The sequence below is a fragment of the Aeromicrobium sp. genome, from assembly GCF_050700635.1.
Lineage (GTDB): Bacteria > Actinomycetota > Actinomycetes > Propionibacteriales > Nocardioidaceae > Aeromicrobium.
On the sequence record NZ_JBOHDT010000148.1, the window covers coordinates 1 to 15,363 of the forward strand.

Consider the following 15,363-nt stretch of genomic DNA (forward strand, 5'->3'; position numbering starts at 1 on the left):
CCGGTTCACACGCCCAGCGCGCCTGAATTCCGCACGGCGAACGCGCAGCTCATCCAGACCCGCCGTGAGCTGGGGCCTTCCGCGGCGCTCGATCAGTTCCTGACCCGCGTGATCGGGCCCGACTGGAGACACGATGCCGAGGAGAACCTGCCGGGATCGGCGGAGCAGATGGCTGCCGACACGGGCACGTTCTTCGACACAGACCTCCCGGCCCTGCTCGACTGGGAGTTCGACGCCGACGACGCGCGTCGCATCACCTGTCCCGTCCTCCACATCGGCGGCACCGCCAGCGGTCCCTGGTTCGCCGAGGTCCGCGAGCTCATTCTCGAATGGTTGCCTCAGGCGGAGGACACCCTCATCCCCGGCGCAGACCACTCCTTGACGCTGACTCACACGTCCGAGCTCGCAGTGGCTGTGCTGGGCTTCCTGCGCCGTCACCCACGCGATCCGCAGACCTGACGCATCCAGCTGGGACGGCGTTGCCAGCCGGTTCGGCGTTCCTTCGGCATTTCTCGCCGCCGCGGGTGTGTGATGGTCGACACTGGGTTGTCGAGGCTCGGGCCCGCATGAGTGCCAGGAGGACAGCAATGTCGATGTTCAAGTGGGACGTGGTCAACCCGGCGCCGGGCGAGCCGGTCGCGCCGCACCAGCGGCTGGTCTGGGGCAAGACCGCCGGGCTCGGAGCCCAGCACGTCATCGCCATGTTCGGGGCCACGTTCGTGTTCCCGATCATCATGGGGCTCAACCCCAACCTCGCGATCCTGATGAGCGGCATCGCGACGATCTGCTTCCTGTTGATCGTGAAGGGCAAGGTGCCCAGCTACCTCGGTACGTCGGCCTCTTTCGTGGGCGGTGCCTCCGCCATCTACGCGCAGAGTGGCGGGCCCGCCGACGTCACGGGCGCGATCTTGATCTCCGGCTTCGTGCTGGCGCTGGTCGGTGTCGCGATCCACGTTCTCGGCGCGCAGGCGGTCAACCGGGTGATGCCACCGGTCGTCACCGGCGCGGTGGTCATGTTGATCGGATTCAACCTGGCGGGCGTCGCCACCGACATCTACCTACCGGCCGATCCCTGGATCGGGATGCTGACGATGCTCGTCGTGATCCTGATGGCGGTCGGCCTGCGCGGCTTCGCCGGCCGGATCGCGATCTTCCTCGGCCTGGTCTTCGGGTACGTCGTGTCCTGGCTCGCCGACGTCGTGTTCGGCCAGATCACCTCGGTCACTCCCTCGTCCGGCGGCGAGGCGATCGCCCACGACCGGGTCGACTGGGCGATGGTCAAGAGCGCCGAGTGGCTCGGGTTCCCGAGCCAGACCGCCGATGGCCTGACCGGCAACCAGGCCCAGCTGGGCAACCTCGACGCGGTCGGCTGGCACCTGCCGTCGTTCTCGGTCACGTTCGCCCTGCTGGCGATACCCGCGGTGATCGCCCTGGTGGCCGAGAACATCGGCCACGTCAAGGCGGTCTCCGGCATGACCGGCGCCGACCTCGACCCGGTGGTCGGCCGGGCGGTCGCCGCAGACGGCGTCGGCACCGTGCTCGCCAGCGCTGTGGGCGGTTCGCCGACGACGACGTACGCCGAGAACATCGGCGTCATGGCGGCTACCCGTGTGTACTCCACAGCGGCCTACTACGTCGCCGCGGCGGTGGCTATCCTCCTCGGGTTCGTGCCGAAGTTCGGCCAGATCGTGGCCGCCACCCCCGCCGGCGTCCTGGCCGGCATCACGCTCGTGCTCTACGGCATGATCGGCCTGCTCGGGGCGAAGATCTGGATCGAGAACCACGTCAACTTCGCCGACCCGATCAACCTCGTGCCGATCTCGGCCGGTCTGATCATCGGCATCGGCTTCGACACCACCGGCTTCTTCGCGATCACCGACGACTTCACCCTCGGCGGGATCGCGCTCGGCACGATCGTGATCGTGGCCGGCTACCACCTGGCCCGGGGGATAGCCCCCAAGGGGCACGAGGGAACGATGATGGCGGTCGGAGAGAGCGGAGTCCACCGCGATGACGACGCTCCGCCGGCTGCCGACACCACCCAGGGCACGTGAAGCCCGCACCCTTCACCTATCGTCGGCCGGTGACCCTCCAGGAAGCACTGGAGGCCCTGGCGGGTGACTCGGGTGCCAAGGTTCTCGCCGGCGGCCAGAGCCTGGTCCCACTCCTGTCGATGCGGCTCGCCGCGCCGACGATGCTGGTCGACATCAACGGGCTGCCCGATCTGGCCGGGATCGAGGCCGGCCCGGATGGCGTACGCGTCGGTGCGCTCGCGCGGCACAGCGACGTGCTCGCCGATCGGGCCGTCCGGCAGACCCAGCCGCTGCTCGGGCAGGCGCTCCAGCACGTCGCGCACCCCACCATCCGCAACCGGGGTACGACGGTCGGGTCGCTGGTGCACGCGGACGCGGCCGCCGAGCTGCCCGTGGTCCTCACGCTGCTCGGCGGCTCGGTCGAGGTGGCCTCGTCGACCGGGACCCGCACCATCGCGGCCCACGACCTGTTCGCCGGTCCGCTCGAGTCGACGCTGGAGCATGACGAGCTCGCCGTCTCGGCGTTCTTCCCCGCCCTGCCGCCAGGTGCCGGTGTGGCCTTCGACGAGATCGCCCGACGGCACGGCGACTACGCGTTGTGCGGAGTGGCCGCACTCGTGCAGGAGGAACGCGTGCGCGTGGGCTACCTGTCCGTCAGCGACGTACCTACCGTCGTCGACCTGACCGGGGTGGCCGACACCGATCTCGGCGACGCGGCCCTGGAACACCTCGATCCGGCTGACGACATCCACGCGACCGCGGACTACCGGGCTCAGCTGGTGCGGGTCCTCACCCAACGCGTGGTGGCCTCCGCCAGGAGGGCGGCATGACCGAGGAGCTACACGAGATCCGGCTGACCGTCAACGGCGCTGCGCGCGCGGTCCGTGTCCCGGCCCGTCGGCTGCTCTCCGACGCGCTCCGCCACGACCTCGGGCTGACCGGCACCCACGTCGGCTGCGAGCACGGCGTCTGCGGCGCCTGCTCGGTCCTGCTCGACGGACGCCCGGTGCGGTCCTGCCTGATGTTTGCCGTGTCCGCCGTCGACGCCGAGATCACCACCGTCGAGGGGCTGGCCGCGGGCGACGGCTCGCTCGGCCCGGTGCAGCGGGCGTTCAAGGAGTGCCACGGGTTGCAGTGCGGCTTCTGCACCCCCGGCTTCCTGACCACGGTCACCGCCGGCCTGGCAGAGAACCACGACCCGACCGAGGACGAAGCGAGGGACATGGTGGCTGGCAACCTGTGCCGGTGCACCGGCTACCAGAACATCGTGAAGTCCGTGCTGCGGGCGGCAGAGCTTTCGGAGGGAGCGTCGTCATGACCACCAAGCTGTTCGGCACCGGTGTCCAGCGGGTCGAGGACGAGCGCCTACTCCGCGGGCAGGGGCGGTACGTCGACGACGTCCTCGTCGAGTCCGGGACCCTGCACGCGGCCGTGCTGCGATCTCCGCACGCGCATGCCCGGATCACCGACATCGACGTCACGGACGTGCTCGATCTCGAGGGCATCCACCTGGTGTGGACCCACGAAGACCTCGCCGAGCTGTCTCCGGCGCTGGCCGAGCCGCTGCCGCTGCTGATCCCGCACCCCGCGCTGACTCATGGCCGCACCCAGTACGCCCTGGCCCGCGAGGAGATCAACCATGTGGGCGAGGCGATCGCGTTCGTGGTGGCCGACGACCGCTACCTCGCCGAGGACGCGCTGGCCCGGATCCGGGTCGACTACGACTTCCTCGACCCGGTGGTCGGGATCGACGCTGCCCGTGCGGCCGACCGTCTCGTGCACGATGACGTCCCCGGCAACGTCGGCGCCCGCCTCGAGCAGGAGAACGGCGACGCCCGCGCCGCGATCGCCGCCGCCCCGCACCGGCTGGAGCTCGAGCTCACCGTCGAGCGCAGTGCCAGTACCCCCCTCGAGGGCAGGGGCACGGTGGCCCGCTGGGATCCGGACCTCGGCCGGATGACCGTGTGGACCTCGACCCAGACCTCCACGGGCGTGCGCGCTGCGGTCGCCGCCAAGCTCGGCCTCGACCTGGCCCAGGTCGACGTGGTCACCCCCGACGTCGGGGGCGCCTTCGGCGTGAAGATCAACCACCCCTGGCCCGAGGAGCTGCTGGTGCCTGCCGCGGCCAGGGTGCTGGGCCGCCCGGTGAAGTTCACCGAGGACCGCCGCGAGCACTTCATCTCCTCCGCCCACGAGCGCGCCCAGGTGCACCACGTCGAGGTCGGCTTCGACGACGACGGCCGGCTGCTCGGGCTGGACGTGCAGTTCTGGCACGACCACGGCGCCTACACGCCCTACGGCCTGATCGTCCCGATCGTCACCTCCACCCAGCTGCTGGGCCCCTACAAGCCGCATAACTACCGCGTGCTCTTCGAGTCGCTCTACACCAACACGGTCATGGTCACCCCCTACCGCGGCGCCGGCCGGCCACAGGGCTGCTACGTGATGGAGCGGACCATGGACGCGATCGCCGCCTACCTGGGGCGCGACCGCGCCGACGTACGCGCGGTGAACTTCATCCAGCCCGACGAATTCCCCTACGACCAGGGGCTGATCTTCCAGGACGGGCGCGAGCTGGAGTACGACTCCGGCGACTACCCCGCCTCCCTGGACAAGCTCAAGGAGCTGGTCGGGTGGGAGGAGTTCCCGGCGTACCAGCAGGAGATGGCTGCGGCCGGGCGCCGGGTCGGGATCGGTCTCGCCTGCTACGTCGAGGGCACGGGTGTCGGCCCCTACGAGGGCGCGCACGTGCACATCGAGACTTCGGGCCGGGTGAAGGTGGCGACCGGGCTGACCACCCAGGGCCAGGGCCACGCGACCGTCTTCGCCCAGCTGGTCGCCGACGAGCTCGGCGTGAAGCTCGAGGACGTCGAGGTGGTCACCGGGGACACCCGGCGGATGCCGTACGCCGTCGGCACGTTCGCCTCGCGCGCGGCAGTGATGAGCGGGTCGGCGATCCACCTTGCAGCTCGCCGCGCCAAGGAGAAGGCGCTGAGGATCGCGGCCGATGCGCTCGAGGCCTCCGTCGAGGACCTCGAGATCGCCGACGGGGTGGTCTCGGTCCGTGGCACGGAGACCTCCATCGACCTGGGCACCGTCGCCGTACTGTCCAACCCGCTGCGGTACGCGTTCGACGAGGCGTCCAAGGCGGCCACGCAGTTCACGGTCGGCGACTCGAGCAAGCCGACGGTCGCAGAAAACCACGAGCCGGGACTGGAGGGCCGCGACTTCTACAGCCCGGAGCGCTCGACGTTCGCCTCCGGCATGCATGCGGTGATCGTGGAGACCGATCCGGACACCGCGGAGATCTCGATCCTGAAGTACGCCGTCGTGCACGACTGCGGCCGCCTGATCAACCCGATGATCGTGGAGGGCCAGATCCATGGCGGGGTGGCGCAGGGCGTGGCCGGAGCGCTCTACGAGCGGATGGCCTACGACGAGTCGGGGCAGCTGCTCAACGCCTCGTTCATGGACTTCCTGATGCCCTACGTCACCGAGGTGCCCGCGTCGATCGAGATCGACCACCTCGAGACGCCATCCCCGCTGAACCCGCTCGGGATCAAGGGCGCCGGCGAGGCCGGGGTGATCCCGTCCGTCGCGGTTTTCGCGGCGGCGATCGAGGACGCCGAGCGGCTCGATCATCCGGGCCTGGCGATCCGCTCGATGCCTATCTCGCCGTCCGAGCTGTTCGGGCTGCGTCGACGTCACGCCAAGGAGGGCGCATGAAGATCACCGGCAGCCACACGATCCCGTTCCCGATCGGACAGGTGTGGGACGCGCTGCTCGACCCGGCGGTGCTGGTGCGCACGATCCCGGGCTGCGAGCGGCTCGCCGAGGCGCCGGGGGAGCACACCTACGACATGACCGTGACCGCGGGGGTCGCGGCGATCCGGGGCACCTACGCCGGCACGTGCGCCCTCTCCGACCTGGCGCCGAACGAGTCACTGGTGATGCGGCTCCAGGGCGCTGGGGCTCCGGGGACCGTCGGCGCAACCGTTCAGGTCCGGTTCTCCGAGCCGCAGCCCGATGTCACCGAGATCGCCTACGACGCGGACGCTGTCGTCGGCGGCATGGTCGGCGGGGTCGGTCAGCGGATGCTCACCTCCGTGTCGAAACGGATGGCAGGTGAGTTCTTCGACAACGTGAGGGACGCGCTGGGCGCTCCCGCGGTCTCCGCTGACGACGCCGGGCGACAGCCGGGCCGGCACGCCGGCGAACCCGCGGCCTCAGGCGTCTACGTCGCTCCTCCCCACGCGTCCCGCTCCCGTGACGACTTCCTCACCGGCGTCGTCGTCGGCGCTGGCCTGGTCCTGCTCGGTGTGGTCGCCGGAGCCGTTTTCAGCCGGCGCCGTTGACGCTCAGTCACGGTGTGCGGGGCCGGTCGAAGGAGTAGCCTGCGAACCATGCGCCGTCACGGCTCAGTCGACTCGCCGGACGCTGTCGGCCTCAACGGGCATGCCTGCTGGGGCTTCGACGACGTCGGTGAGCTTCGCCCGGCGGCTGAAGCGTTCCTGTCCGAAGGGTCCGAGCTCGGGCAGCGCCTGATGTTCGTCGGCGGTCCCGAGGCCGAAGCGATGGTGCGCGAGACCGACCCGATGCGGTCGATGGTCCGGGACGGAACGCTGCAGGTCGCACCCTTCGACACGATCTATCCCGGCGGTCGCCGCATGCCCAATGCCGAGCAGTGGTCCATGTACTCGGGAGCGACCGACCAGGCGATTGCCGACGGGTTCACCGGGCTTCGGGTGCTCGCCGAGGTGACAGCCCTGGCGAGCCCGGACGGCGCATGGCCGGACCAGGTGGGCTGGGAGAGCTACGCGGATCGCTACATGGCGAATCGGCCGCTGGCCGCCCTGTGCTGCTTCGATCGGCAGAGTCTCCCGGCCGAGGCGATGGGAGCACTGGCCTGCGCACACCCGGTGGCCGACCGCAGGCTGCAACCGCTGGCGCCGTTCCGCGTCTACGCCCAACCGGACGCCGTGGCGCTCGCGGGCGAGGTGGACGCGTTGTCGTCCGCCCAGCTGGACAGCATCCTCGAGCTGACCATCCCCGACACCGAGGGCGAGGTGGTGCTGGACCTCGCGGGCCTCGACTTCATCGACCACTCCGGCGTGCGCGTCGTGGCCGAGCACCGGCAGCGCATGCACGAGCGAGGTGCCCAGCTGACCCTGAGGGGCGAGTCGGCGACCTTCCGGCGGCTCTTGGATCTTCTCGGGGCGGAGACGTGACCCGACAATCCGGTCACGAGCCCTCGTTCGTCCACGAGGCGTTCCTTTACGACGACGACCATGAGTTCTTCGACCGCATGGTCCCGTTCATCGACGATGGGGTGGAATCGGGGGACGCGGTCCTGGTCGTCCTCGATCGGGCCAGGATCGACACCCTGCGATCCGTGTTCTCGACGGCGAACGGAAGCGTGCAGTACCAGGACATGGCCGAGGTGGGCCGCAACCCTGGCCGGATCATCTCGGCGTGGACGCGATTCGTCGCGGACAACCGGTCGGCAGGCAGGAGGATGCGCGGGATCGGCGAGCCGATCTGGCACGGGCGCACTGACGCCGAGATCCAGGAGTGTCAACGGCACGAAGCGCTCTTGAACGTCGCGTTCGACGGGACGCCCGGATTCTCGTTGATGTGTCCCTATGACCGTTCCGCACTGGGCGAGCAGGTTCTGGCCGATGCCGGCCGGACCCATCCCGCGTTGATCGAGGAGGGACAGACGCGAGTCAGCCCTGACTACGAGGGCGAGGAGGTCGACCCCTTCGCCGGCAGCCTTCCCGAACCGTCAGGCGCCGTCGAGGAGTTCGACCTGGCTGGCCTGACCCTCGATCGGGTACGGACCCTGGTCGCCGATCTCGCAGCCGGCGCCTCGCTCGACGAGCAACGGTCGGGCGAATTCGTCGTGGCGGTGAACGAGGCGGTCACCAACACGATCCGTCATGCCGACGGCGTCGGTGTCCTGCGGCTCTGGCGCGAGGACGCAAGCGTGATCTGCGACGTCGTCGATCACGGGTCGATCCGTGACCCGCTCGCCGGACGGCTGCCGGCCGACGTGACAGACACCGAGGGTCGAGGACTCTGGCTCATCAATCAGCTCTGCGACCTGGTGCAGATCAGATCATCCGAGACATCGAACGTGGTGCGCATGCACATGCACATGCATCTCTGACCCAGGTGAATCCCCTCGAACGCGTACCATCGTCAACATGAGCGGGATGACTGCTGGTCTGACACCACGTCTCCAGTCTGCGCTCGCCGTCGTGCTCGGAAGCGTTGCAGCACTGCTGATGCCTTCGCTGTCGGCAACGACGATGGACGCAGCTTCGGCCGTGGTGCTGGCGGCCCTGGTGGTTGCCATGGCGACGGTTGGCCTCAGCAGTCACGTCGCGATCTTGGTGGCCCGAGCGATTGCCCCACCACTTTGCACCGTGGACGACGCGCCAGTGTTCCTCGCTGGGCGGGTCACCGACCCCGTTCGTCACCCGATCCGCCCGCGTGCTCCTGGGATGGCCTGACCCTCGCCCTTGGCGAGCTCACGGTCCGACCATCCATCTCTCATCCAGGAGTACCCATGTCTTTTCTCGACCCGTTGTCGCATGCTCTCGCTGCCCTCATCGCAGCCGCCCACGTCGCCTTGACTTCCCTCTGCGCCGACCCCACCGCTGGCACGACCTGGCTGCTCTGCATCGCCGCCGTCGTCGTCGCCGTCCGCGTCGCTCTGCTCCCGCTGGTCGCCCACGGCGTCCGTCTCGCTCATGCCTCGGCCCGGGCGCGGCCAGATCTGCAGGACCTTGCCAAGCGCTACCGAAACCGCAAGGACCCCGAGAGCGTGCGCCGACACATGCAGGAGCGCCGACGCATCGCGGCCGAACACGGGATGCCACGACTCGGCTGTCTGCCGGTGCTGATTCAGCTGCCGATCTGGTTGGCTCTCTACTACCTGCTGGCAGACGTCGCCGCGGGCGAATCCGTCGGTGCGATGACCCCGGAGCTGGTGGCGTCGCTGACCGCGGCCACCTTGCTCGGTGTCCGGCTGGCTGAGCGCGGCTACCTCGGTGTCGGTGTCGGGCACTTCGCCGTGGTTGCGAGCTTGGCCGTCGTGGCAGCCGCGCTCGCTTACGTCACACAGAAGTACCTCGTCGCCCCCAACACCGTCACCGACGGCCTGCCCGAGGCCATGGTCAGTGCCCAGCAGATGATGCCAGCGTTCTTGGCGCTCGGTCTGATCGCTGCTGGAGGAGTTGTCCCCGTGGCGCTCCTCGCCTACTGGGTGTGCAACTCGGTGTGGACCCTGGCGCAGTCAGCGGTCATCTGGCACTGGTTCCCCACGCCGGGATCGCCGGCGGCGGGCCTGGGAGACAGTCGGTAGCCGACTACGACGCGACCAGCGATCCGAGAATTCTGATCCCGTGCCGGATTCGGGCGGGGGTGACATTGCCGAAGCCGAGCACCAGGGCAGGCGGCCATGCCTCTCCGGGTCGCTCGTCGTCCGGCTGCACCCGGTAGTCGTTGACTCCCCGCACGAAGATCGAGTGCTCGGCGGCCTGGGTCACGATTCGTCTCTCGTCCGCGCCACCAGGAAGCCGCAGGAGGACGTGATGTCCGGCCTCGAGGCCGACGATCGATGTCCCGGCGAGCTCGGTGGCCACCGCGTCGACGAGCACGTCCCGCCGTTTGCGGTAGACGTCCCGGACCTTGCGCAGGTGCCGGTCGAAGCGGCCTGACTCGATGAGACGAGCGAGCGCGGCCTGATCCAGCTGGGGAACGCCCCGACAGGTGAGCAGCTTCTCGGCCGTGATTTCGGTGCGGAACTGCTGTGGCGTCAGCACCCACCCGATGCGCAGCGCGGGGGCCAGGGTCTTGCTGACCGAGCCGAGCGCCACCACCCGCTCCGGCGCCAACCCCTGCAGGGACCCAACGGGCTGCCTGTCGTAGCGGAACTCGGCGTCGTAGTCGTCCTCGATGATGACGCCGTCGACGTCGTGCGCCCATTCCACCAGCTGGCGTCGTCGAGTCGGGCTGAGCACAGCACCGGTCGGGCACTGGTGCGCCGGGGTGAGCAGGACGGCCCGCGCGTCGCTGGCACGCAGGGACTCGACGCTGACCCCCTCCTCGTCGACGGGCACCGCCGAGACGCGCAAGCCGGCGCGCCGGGCGATCAAGTCGTGCTCTCGGGGCCCCGGGTCTTCAAGAGCAATCCGGGCGATGCTGGTGCGAGCGAGGGCTGCCAGCACGAACGCCAGCCCTTGGCGGAAACCTGCGACGACGATCGCGTCGTGGGGATCGGCGCAGCCGGCGCGCACTCGCCGGTGGTAGGACGTGAGCACTTCGCGCAGGTGGCGGTCACCCTGAGGGTGGTCGTCGCCGAAGTCGGCGGTCGGCATCGTCCGCATGGCGTCACCGAGCGCCCACATCCAGTCGCGGGTCGGAAAGGAGCGCAGGTCGGGTACACCGTAGGTGAAGTCGACGTCCGGAGCCGGAATCGCGGCCTCGGAGCTCAAGCCGGCCACGCCTGAGGACAGCTCCTGGACCGAGCCGGCATCCGCGGCCACCCCGTCGGCCACGCGGGTGCCCGACCCGACTGCTGTGACGACGTAGCCCTCGGCGTAGAGCTGTTCATAGGCGGAGACAGCCAGGCCGCGCGACACCCCGAGTGCGTCGGCCAGCTGCCGGCTGGACGGCAATCGCTCACCGGCGCGGAGCCGGCCGCTCCGAATGGCCGTCCGCAACCCCTCTTGTACCTGGTGCCCCAGCGGCTCTCCGCTGGACCGATCCACTTCGATCGCAAGATCCGGGACAACCCCGGCGAAGTTCACCGACACGCCTCGACCCTAGCCGCCACCACCGCCAAGTGGACCACTTCAGCGGCATGGGAATGGACCTTCAGAGCAGACCGCCCACGGACCAGAGTGAAGAACAGGACGGACCCACGAACACGTAAGGGGAGAACGATGAGCATCGGAATCGCATTGGCGTTGGTGGCGGCCATCGGCTACGGAAGCGCCGACTTCGTCGGCGGTGTGGGAGCCCGCCGGGCGCCGACCATGTCGATCGTCTTCGTCGGCCAGCTCGCGGGCGCTGCGGCGATGCTGCTGGTGGGCGCAGGCTCGCCGAGCAGCCCGACCTCGAGCGACTTCGGCTGGGCGGTGCTCGCCGGACTCGGAGGCGGGATCGGCAGCATCTTCTTGTTCCGTGGCCTGTCCCGCGGCCGGATGGGTGTCGTTGCCCCGACTTCGGCGGTCGGAGCCGTGGCGCTGCCGGTTCTCGCCGGACTGGCCGCGGGCGAGCGACCGGCGCCGCTGGTGTGGACCGGCCTCGCGATCGCACTGCCGGGCATCTGGCTGGTCTCCCGCCAGCCGTCGGCTGTGCAGGACTCCGGACACGGGACGGGCCGTGGAGCACTGGTGGACGGGCTGCTGGCCGGCGTCGGCTTCGGCGTACTCTTCGTGGCCCTCGGCCAGATCCCCGAGTCGGCCGGCACCCTGCCCCTTGCCGTCAACCAGCTGACCGGAGCGGTGCTCACCTTGGCCGTCGCCTCCGTCCTTCGTCAGCGCTGGCAGCCCAGCGCGCGGGCGGTGGGCTGGGGGATCGCCTCCGGCATTCTCGGCGTGACGGCCAGCCTCGCGTTCGTGCAGGCCAGCCAGCTCGCTGACCTCGGCATCGTCGCCGTGCTCACCTCGCTCTACCCAGCCGTCACCGTGCTGTTGGCGCGCGCCGTGCTCAACGAGCGCATCCACGCCGCCCAGCGCGTCGGCCTGATCTGTTGCACCATCGCCGTCGCCATGGTCGCCGCACCGTGACCGCAGCGCCGGCACGCGCCAATCCGGACCACTCCACAGCGACAGAAACCCGACAACACAACTGGAAAGGAACGCCGATGAATCAGCAACCGACTGGCCCCACGGCCACCCACGACACCGAACCGCAAACCGCACGGGGCAAGGTGCTCATGCACTTCAGCATGTCACTCGATGGCTTCGTGGCCGGACCTGAGCACTCGATGGACTGGACGACCGGCATTACCGGACGTCCAGGACTGGAAGAGGAATACATCGCAACCACCGGAGCGGTACTGGGCGGCCGCGACGGCTGGGATGTCGGCAAGGGCGAGGCCCGCCCCTACGGCGACGCCTGGGAAGGCTCAATCTTCGTCCTGACCCACCACCCCGAAGACGCCGCACCCGCCCGGGACGTCACGTTCCTGGATTGTGACGTGGCCGAGGCTGTTCAAATCGCTCTCGACGCCGCTGACGGGAAGAACGTCGAGGTTCTCTCGCCTTCCATCGGCAAGCAGCTCCTCGAGCTCGACCTGCACATCGCACCCGTGCTCCTCGGCGACGGCATCCGTCTCTACGACCACCCGGGCAGCTCAGTGCTGCGTCTGGAGACCGTGAACAGCCCCGAGCCCACTGCCGTCACAAACATGCGGTATCGCCCAGTAGACCGGATAACGACAACCACGAAGGAGAGCTGACATGAGCATCGCCCACGCAGGTATTACCGTCTCGACAAGCGGTTGCAGACCACAAGAAGGAGGAGCCCCATGCTGACGCAGGTCGCGAAGGGCGTGCTGGTCCACCAGAGCGAACTACTCCTGAACAACACCGCAGTCGTCCAGGGCAAGGCCGGCGTGTTGGTCGTCGACGCCGGGATCACGGGCGATGAAATGACCTGCCTCGCGAACGACCTTCGTGAGTTGGGCCAGCCTGTTGTTGCAGGCTTCGCGACCCATCCTGATTGGGATCACGTGCTCTGGCACGCCGAACTCGGCAAAGTGCCCCGTTACGGCACAGCCCGCTGCGCGGATTTCATGCGGGATGTTCGGTCCAACGCGGATTGGAAGGCCCGCGCAGGCGAGGGGCTACCGCCGGAAATCGCCGATGAGGTACCACTGGACCTGTTCGGCCTCATCATCGGTCTGCCAGCCGAAACTGCTCAGATTCCTTGGGACGGCCCTCAAGTCCGGATCATCGAGCATCCGGCTCACGCCCCGGGCCATGCGGCACTGTTGATCGAGGAACGTGGGGTTCTCGTAGCCGGCGACATGCTGTCTGATGTCTTCATTCCGATGCTCGACGACTTCAACAGCACCAATGACCCGGTCGAGGACTACCTCGTTGGGCTGCGGCTGCTCGAGGGCGTGGCGGACGACGTCGATGTCGTCATCCCCGGTCACGGGTCCGTCGGCATAGCTGATCAGGTACGCGCACGGATCGACCAGGACCGCGCGTACGTGGAAGCCCTGCGTGACGGTATTGGTCCCAACGACCCGCGGATCCAATCGCCCAAGCCTGGCTGGGAGTGGGTCAGCGACATACACGCAGGGCAAGCCGAGAGCCTCGCCCAAACAAGCGAGCGCGACGGGACGCCCAGATAGAGATCCGCTTTCGGGGGCATATCGAGAGACTCGGGACGAGCTGCGACTCTTGAGCCTCGACGGCGACCAGTACGCGTAGACGAAGTTGCTCGCCCGTCCGTTCGGCGTGCGTGTGGTAACGGCACCAGCGGACGCGGCGGCTCGTGGTCCTGGTGGCCGCAGAGCGCGATAGCGATCGCAGTGTCGGGGCGGCGCGGGTTGAGCCGTTCACCCCGAGCGCAGAGCGGCACCGACTACGGTCGGGCAGTCATGCGATTGCGTCTGGTCGGGGGTGCGGGCCGGACTCGAGGACGATTCTGACGGACTCGGGTAGTTGTCCGCTGTAGAGGGCCCGATGGATCTCGTCGAGCAGGACAGTGATGACGGATCGCCGGGTGTTGGGTTGGGTCAGCTCGGCGTGGAGGGTGTCGAGGTCGCGTCTGAGCTGCTTGCTGGCGATGGTTTGCAGGACGACAAGTCGGCTGGCGATTTTCAGGACGTAGGTGAAGGACCTCAGGCTCTCGACTTCGTCCGCGCCCATGCCGCGCTCGTCGGTCTGGTCACGGACGAGAGCGATCGGATGACCGCCTGCGGTCATTCGTGCTGACGTCGTTGAACTCATGGTCGGGAGCCTTTCGGGGGGCGGCAGATGATGTTGCGCTCGGTGAAGGCATCGGGTTTCCCTTCGCGCAGGTGCTGCGGGGATGGCCGGCTGCGTGAGTCCAGCCACCCGCCGCGAGCGCCTACTTCTTGAAGACGTCCTTGACGTCCTCGCCGGTCTTCTTGACGTTGGCCTTGGTTTGGTCCTTCTTGCCTTCGGCCTTCATCTCGTCGTCGTTCGTCGCGTTGCCGGCGCCCTCTTTGGTCTTGCCTTTGAGGTCTTCGGCGGCGTGCTTGGCCTTGTCTGCCGTTCCCATGGGTTTCCTTTCAGGTGGGGGTTCGTTGGGGTGTTTCAGTTCAGTGCACGTGTGGCTTGCTCGCTCGGAGCCACGGCCGATCCGGCGACGGCCGCCGAGCGGGGCTCGGCAGGTCGTGTTGCCGTCCGGGAAGGCGTCCCGAGACGTTCCGGGGTCCTAGAAGACTCGTCTGCGGGTCCCGCCGACCGGGACCAGGTTCAGCACGAGCCCGACCACGATCAGGATGGCTCCGATCCAGGTCAAAACGCTCAGGCTCGAGACGAGCAGTCCGAGGATGAGCAGTACGACGCCCAGGATGATCACGTTGTCTCCTGCTCTCTTGGTTGCATTTCTTCTTTGATTCACCGCGATCTGTCCTCGGTGAACGGACCGTGCGATCGCGGTCGTCTTCTCAGCCGTTCTCGATGTCGTCCGGATCGCTGACCCTGACGTGGTCTGGTGTGAACCCGTGCCGAACTCCCCACAGGATCGCGTTGGACCTGTTGGCGACGTCGATGCGGCGATAGCAGCTGCGGATGTAGGTCTTGATCGAGTTGGGCGACAGGCTGGTGCGATCGGCGATCTGGGCGTTGTCGAGGCCTTGGGTGATCAGCGCCAGCACTTCGGCCTCCCGCTCGGTCAGGCCCTCCTCACGACCCGGCCAGTCGCCCCCCGCGGCCACGGCCCCGGTGATCTTCGGCTGCGGCGAGACTATGACCTCGCCAGCATGGATTCGCTGCAGGGCTTTGACCAGGCTCCGAGCTGGCAGCCCCTTGGACAGGTAGCCGCACGTACCATTCGCCATGGCTGCCTTCGGCAATCGCGGCTCGAAGTTCCAGGTGTAGACCGCGACCCGTTCCACCTGGGGGTTGGCGATGAGCTGGCGGATTTCGTCGCGGTCTCCCTGTGTGGCCGCGAAGGTGTCGTAAAGCGCCACGTCCACCTGCTTGCCGACGCGCTTGTTGGCATCCAACTCGATGATCGACACCTCGCGGTCGTAGTTGCGCAGCATGTTCGCCAACCCGCGCACGACCACTTCGTAGTCGTTCACCAGTGCGACCGTGATGGCTGTCATGTC

18 protein-coding genes are annotated in these 15,363 nt (G+C 68.4%); 13 read left to right on the forward strand and 5 right to left on the reverse strand.

Features of this window, described 5'->3' with window-relative positions:
• From ACRDPN_RS11340 to yidC, 10 genes are all read left to right on the forward strand, one after another.
• On the forward strand, positions 1-459 hold a 459-nt coding region (locus tag ACRDPN_RS11340), incomplete at its 5' end, for an alpha/beta fold hydrolase (protein ID WP_431447713.1).
• 128 nt (positions 460-587) lie between these two features.
• Positions 588-2,054: a uracil-xanthine permease family protein gene (locus tag ACRDPN_RS11345; RefSeq protein WP_431447715.1), complete on the forward strand. Its 1,467-nt coding sequence runs from the start codon at positions 588-590 to the stop codon at positions 2,052-2,054.
• Positions 2,051-2,863, forward strand: coding sequence for an FAD binding domain-containing protein (locus ACRDPN_RS11350; protein WP_431447717.1), 813 nt, complete (start codon positions 2,051-2,053; stop codon positions 2,861-2,863). The genes ACRDPN_RS11345 and ACRDPN_RS11350 overlap by 4 nt, the downstream gene beginning before the upstream one ends.
• Positions 2,860-3,351 carry a (2Fe-2S)-binding protein gene (locus ACRDPN_RS11355; RefSeq protein WP_431447719.1) on the forward strand — a complete coding sequence of 164 codons (492 nt, stop codon included), beginning with the start codon at positions 2,860-2,862 and terminating at the stop codon, positions 3,349-3,351. Before ACRDPN_RS11350 ends, ACRDPN_RS11355 begins: the two co-directional genes overlap by 4 nt.
• Complete coding sequence (cutA, locus tag ACRDPN_RS11360; RefSeq protein ID WP_431447721.1) at positions 3,348-5,759, forward strand: aerobic carbon-monoxide dehydrogenase large subunit; 2,412 nt, start codon at positions 3,348-3,350, stop codon at positions 5,757-5,759. The genes ACRDPN_RS11355 and cutA overlap by 4 nt, the downstream gene beginning before the upstream one ends.
• The gene (locus ACRDPN_RS11365; RefSeq protein WP_431447723.1) at positions 5,756-6,388 is read left to right on the forward strand and encodes an SRPBCC family protein; all 633 of its coding nucleotides are present in this window, start codon (positions 5,756-5,758) and stop codon (positions 6,386-6,388) included. Before cutA ends, ACRDPN_RS11365 begins: the two co-directional genes overlap by 4 nt.
• A 48-nt stretch (positions 6,389-6,436) precedes the next feature.
• Positions 6,437-7,261: an MEDS domain-containing protein gene (locus tag ACRDPN_RS11370; protein ID WP_431447726.1), complete on the forward strand. Its 825-nt coding sequence runs from the start codon at positions 6,437-6,439 to the stop codon at positions 7,259-7,261.
• Positions 7,258-8,202 (forward strand): anti-sigma factor RsbA family regulatory protein, encoded by a 945-nt coding sequence (locus ACRDPN_RS11375; protein WP_431447729.1) that lies wholly within the window; start codon positions 7,258-7,260, stop codon positions 8,200-8,202. Before ACRDPN_RS11370 ends, ACRDPN_RS11375 begins: the two co-directional genes overlap by 4 nt.
• A gap of 37 nt (positions 8,203-8,239) precedes the next feature.
• Complete coding sequence (locus ACRDPN_RS11380; RefSeq protein WP_431447732.1) at positions 8,240-8,548, forward strand: hypothetical protein; 309 nt, start codon at positions 8,240-8,242, stop codon at positions 8,546-8,548.
• A 56-nt stretch (positions 8,549-8,604) separates the two neighbouring features.
• Positions 8,605-9,402 carry a membrane protein insertase YidC gene (yidC, locus tag ACRDPN_RS11385; RefSeq protein WP_431447735.1) on the forward strand — a complete coding sequence of 266 codons (798 nt, stop codon included), beginning with the start codon at positions 8,605-8,607 and terminating at the stop codon, positions 9,400-9,402.
• A 4-nt stretch (positions 9,403-9,406) separates the two neighbouring features.
• Here yidC and ACRDPN_RS11390 read toward each other — a convergent pair whose 3' ends face one another.
• Positions 9,407-10,855, reverse strand: coding sequence for a PLP-dependent aminotransferase family protein (locus ACRDPN_RS11390; RefSeq protein WP_431447738.1), 1,449 nt, complete (start codon positions 10,853-10,855; stop codon positions 9,407-9,409).
• A 129-nt stretch (positions 10,856-10,984) separates the two neighbouring features.
• On the opposite strand from ACRDPN_RS11390, the gene ACRDPN_RS11395 reads away from it, so the two are divergent.
• The 3 genes from ACRDPN_RS11395 to ACRDPN_RS11405 all read left to right on the forward strand — a co-directional run bounded on the left by ACRDPN_RS11395 (position 10,985) and on the right by ACRDPN_RS11405 (position 13,410).
• Positions 10,985-11,833 (forward strand): DMT family transporter, encoded by an 849-nt coding sequence (locus ACRDPN_RS11395; RefSeq protein WP_431447741.1) that lies wholly within the window; start codon positions 10,985-10,987, stop codon positions 11,831-11,833.
• Between the two features lie 77 nt (positions 11,834-11,910).
• The gene (locus ACRDPN_RS11400) at positions 11,911-12,507 is read left to right on the forward strand and encodes a dihydrofolate reductase family protein (protein WP_431447744.1); all 597 of its coding nucleotides are present in this window, start codon (positions 11,911-11,913) and stop codon (positions 12,505-12,507) included.
• Positions 12,508-12,576: 69 nt separating this feature from the next.
• A complete protein-coding gene (locus ACRDPN_RS11405) occupies positions 12,577-13,410 on the forward strand; it encodes an MBL fold metallo-hydrolase (RefSeq protein ID WP_431447747.1) in 834 nt (277 codons plus the stop codon).
• Positions 13,411-13,657: 247 nt separating this feature from the next.
• On the opposite strand, the gene ACRDPN_RS11410 is transcribed toward ACRDPN_RS11405, so the two are convergent.
• From ACRDPN_RS11410 to ACRDPN_RS11425, 4 genes are all read right to left on the reverse strand, one after another.
• On the reverse strand, positions 13,658-14,011 hold the full coding sequence (locus tag ACRDPN_RS11410; RefSeq protein ID WP_431447750.1) for a hypothetical protein: 354 nt from the start codon (positions 14,009-14,011) through the stop codon (positions 13,658-13,660).
• A gap of 121 nt (positions 14,012-14,132) precedes the next feature.
• Positions 14,133-14,306 (reverse strand): CsbD family protein, encoded by a 174-nt coding sequence (locus ACRDPN_RS11415; protein WP_431447753.1) that lies wholly within the window; start codon positions 14,304-14,306, stop codon positions 14,133-14,135.
• 156 nt (positions 14,307-14,462) lie between these two features.
• Positions 14,463-14,609 carry a hypothetical protein gene (locus ACRDPN_RS11420; RefSeq protein ID WP_431447756.1) on the reverse strand — a complete coding sequence of 49 codons (147 nt, stop codon included), beginning with the start codon at positions 14,607-14,609 and terminating at the stop codon, positions 14,463-14,465.
• A gap of 88 nt (positions 14,610-14,697) precedes the next feature.
• Positions 14,698-15,363 (reverse strand): response regulator transcription factor (locus ACRDPN_RS11425; RefSeq protein ID WP_431447759.1); only part of this gene is annotated, 666 nt, incomplete at its 5' end.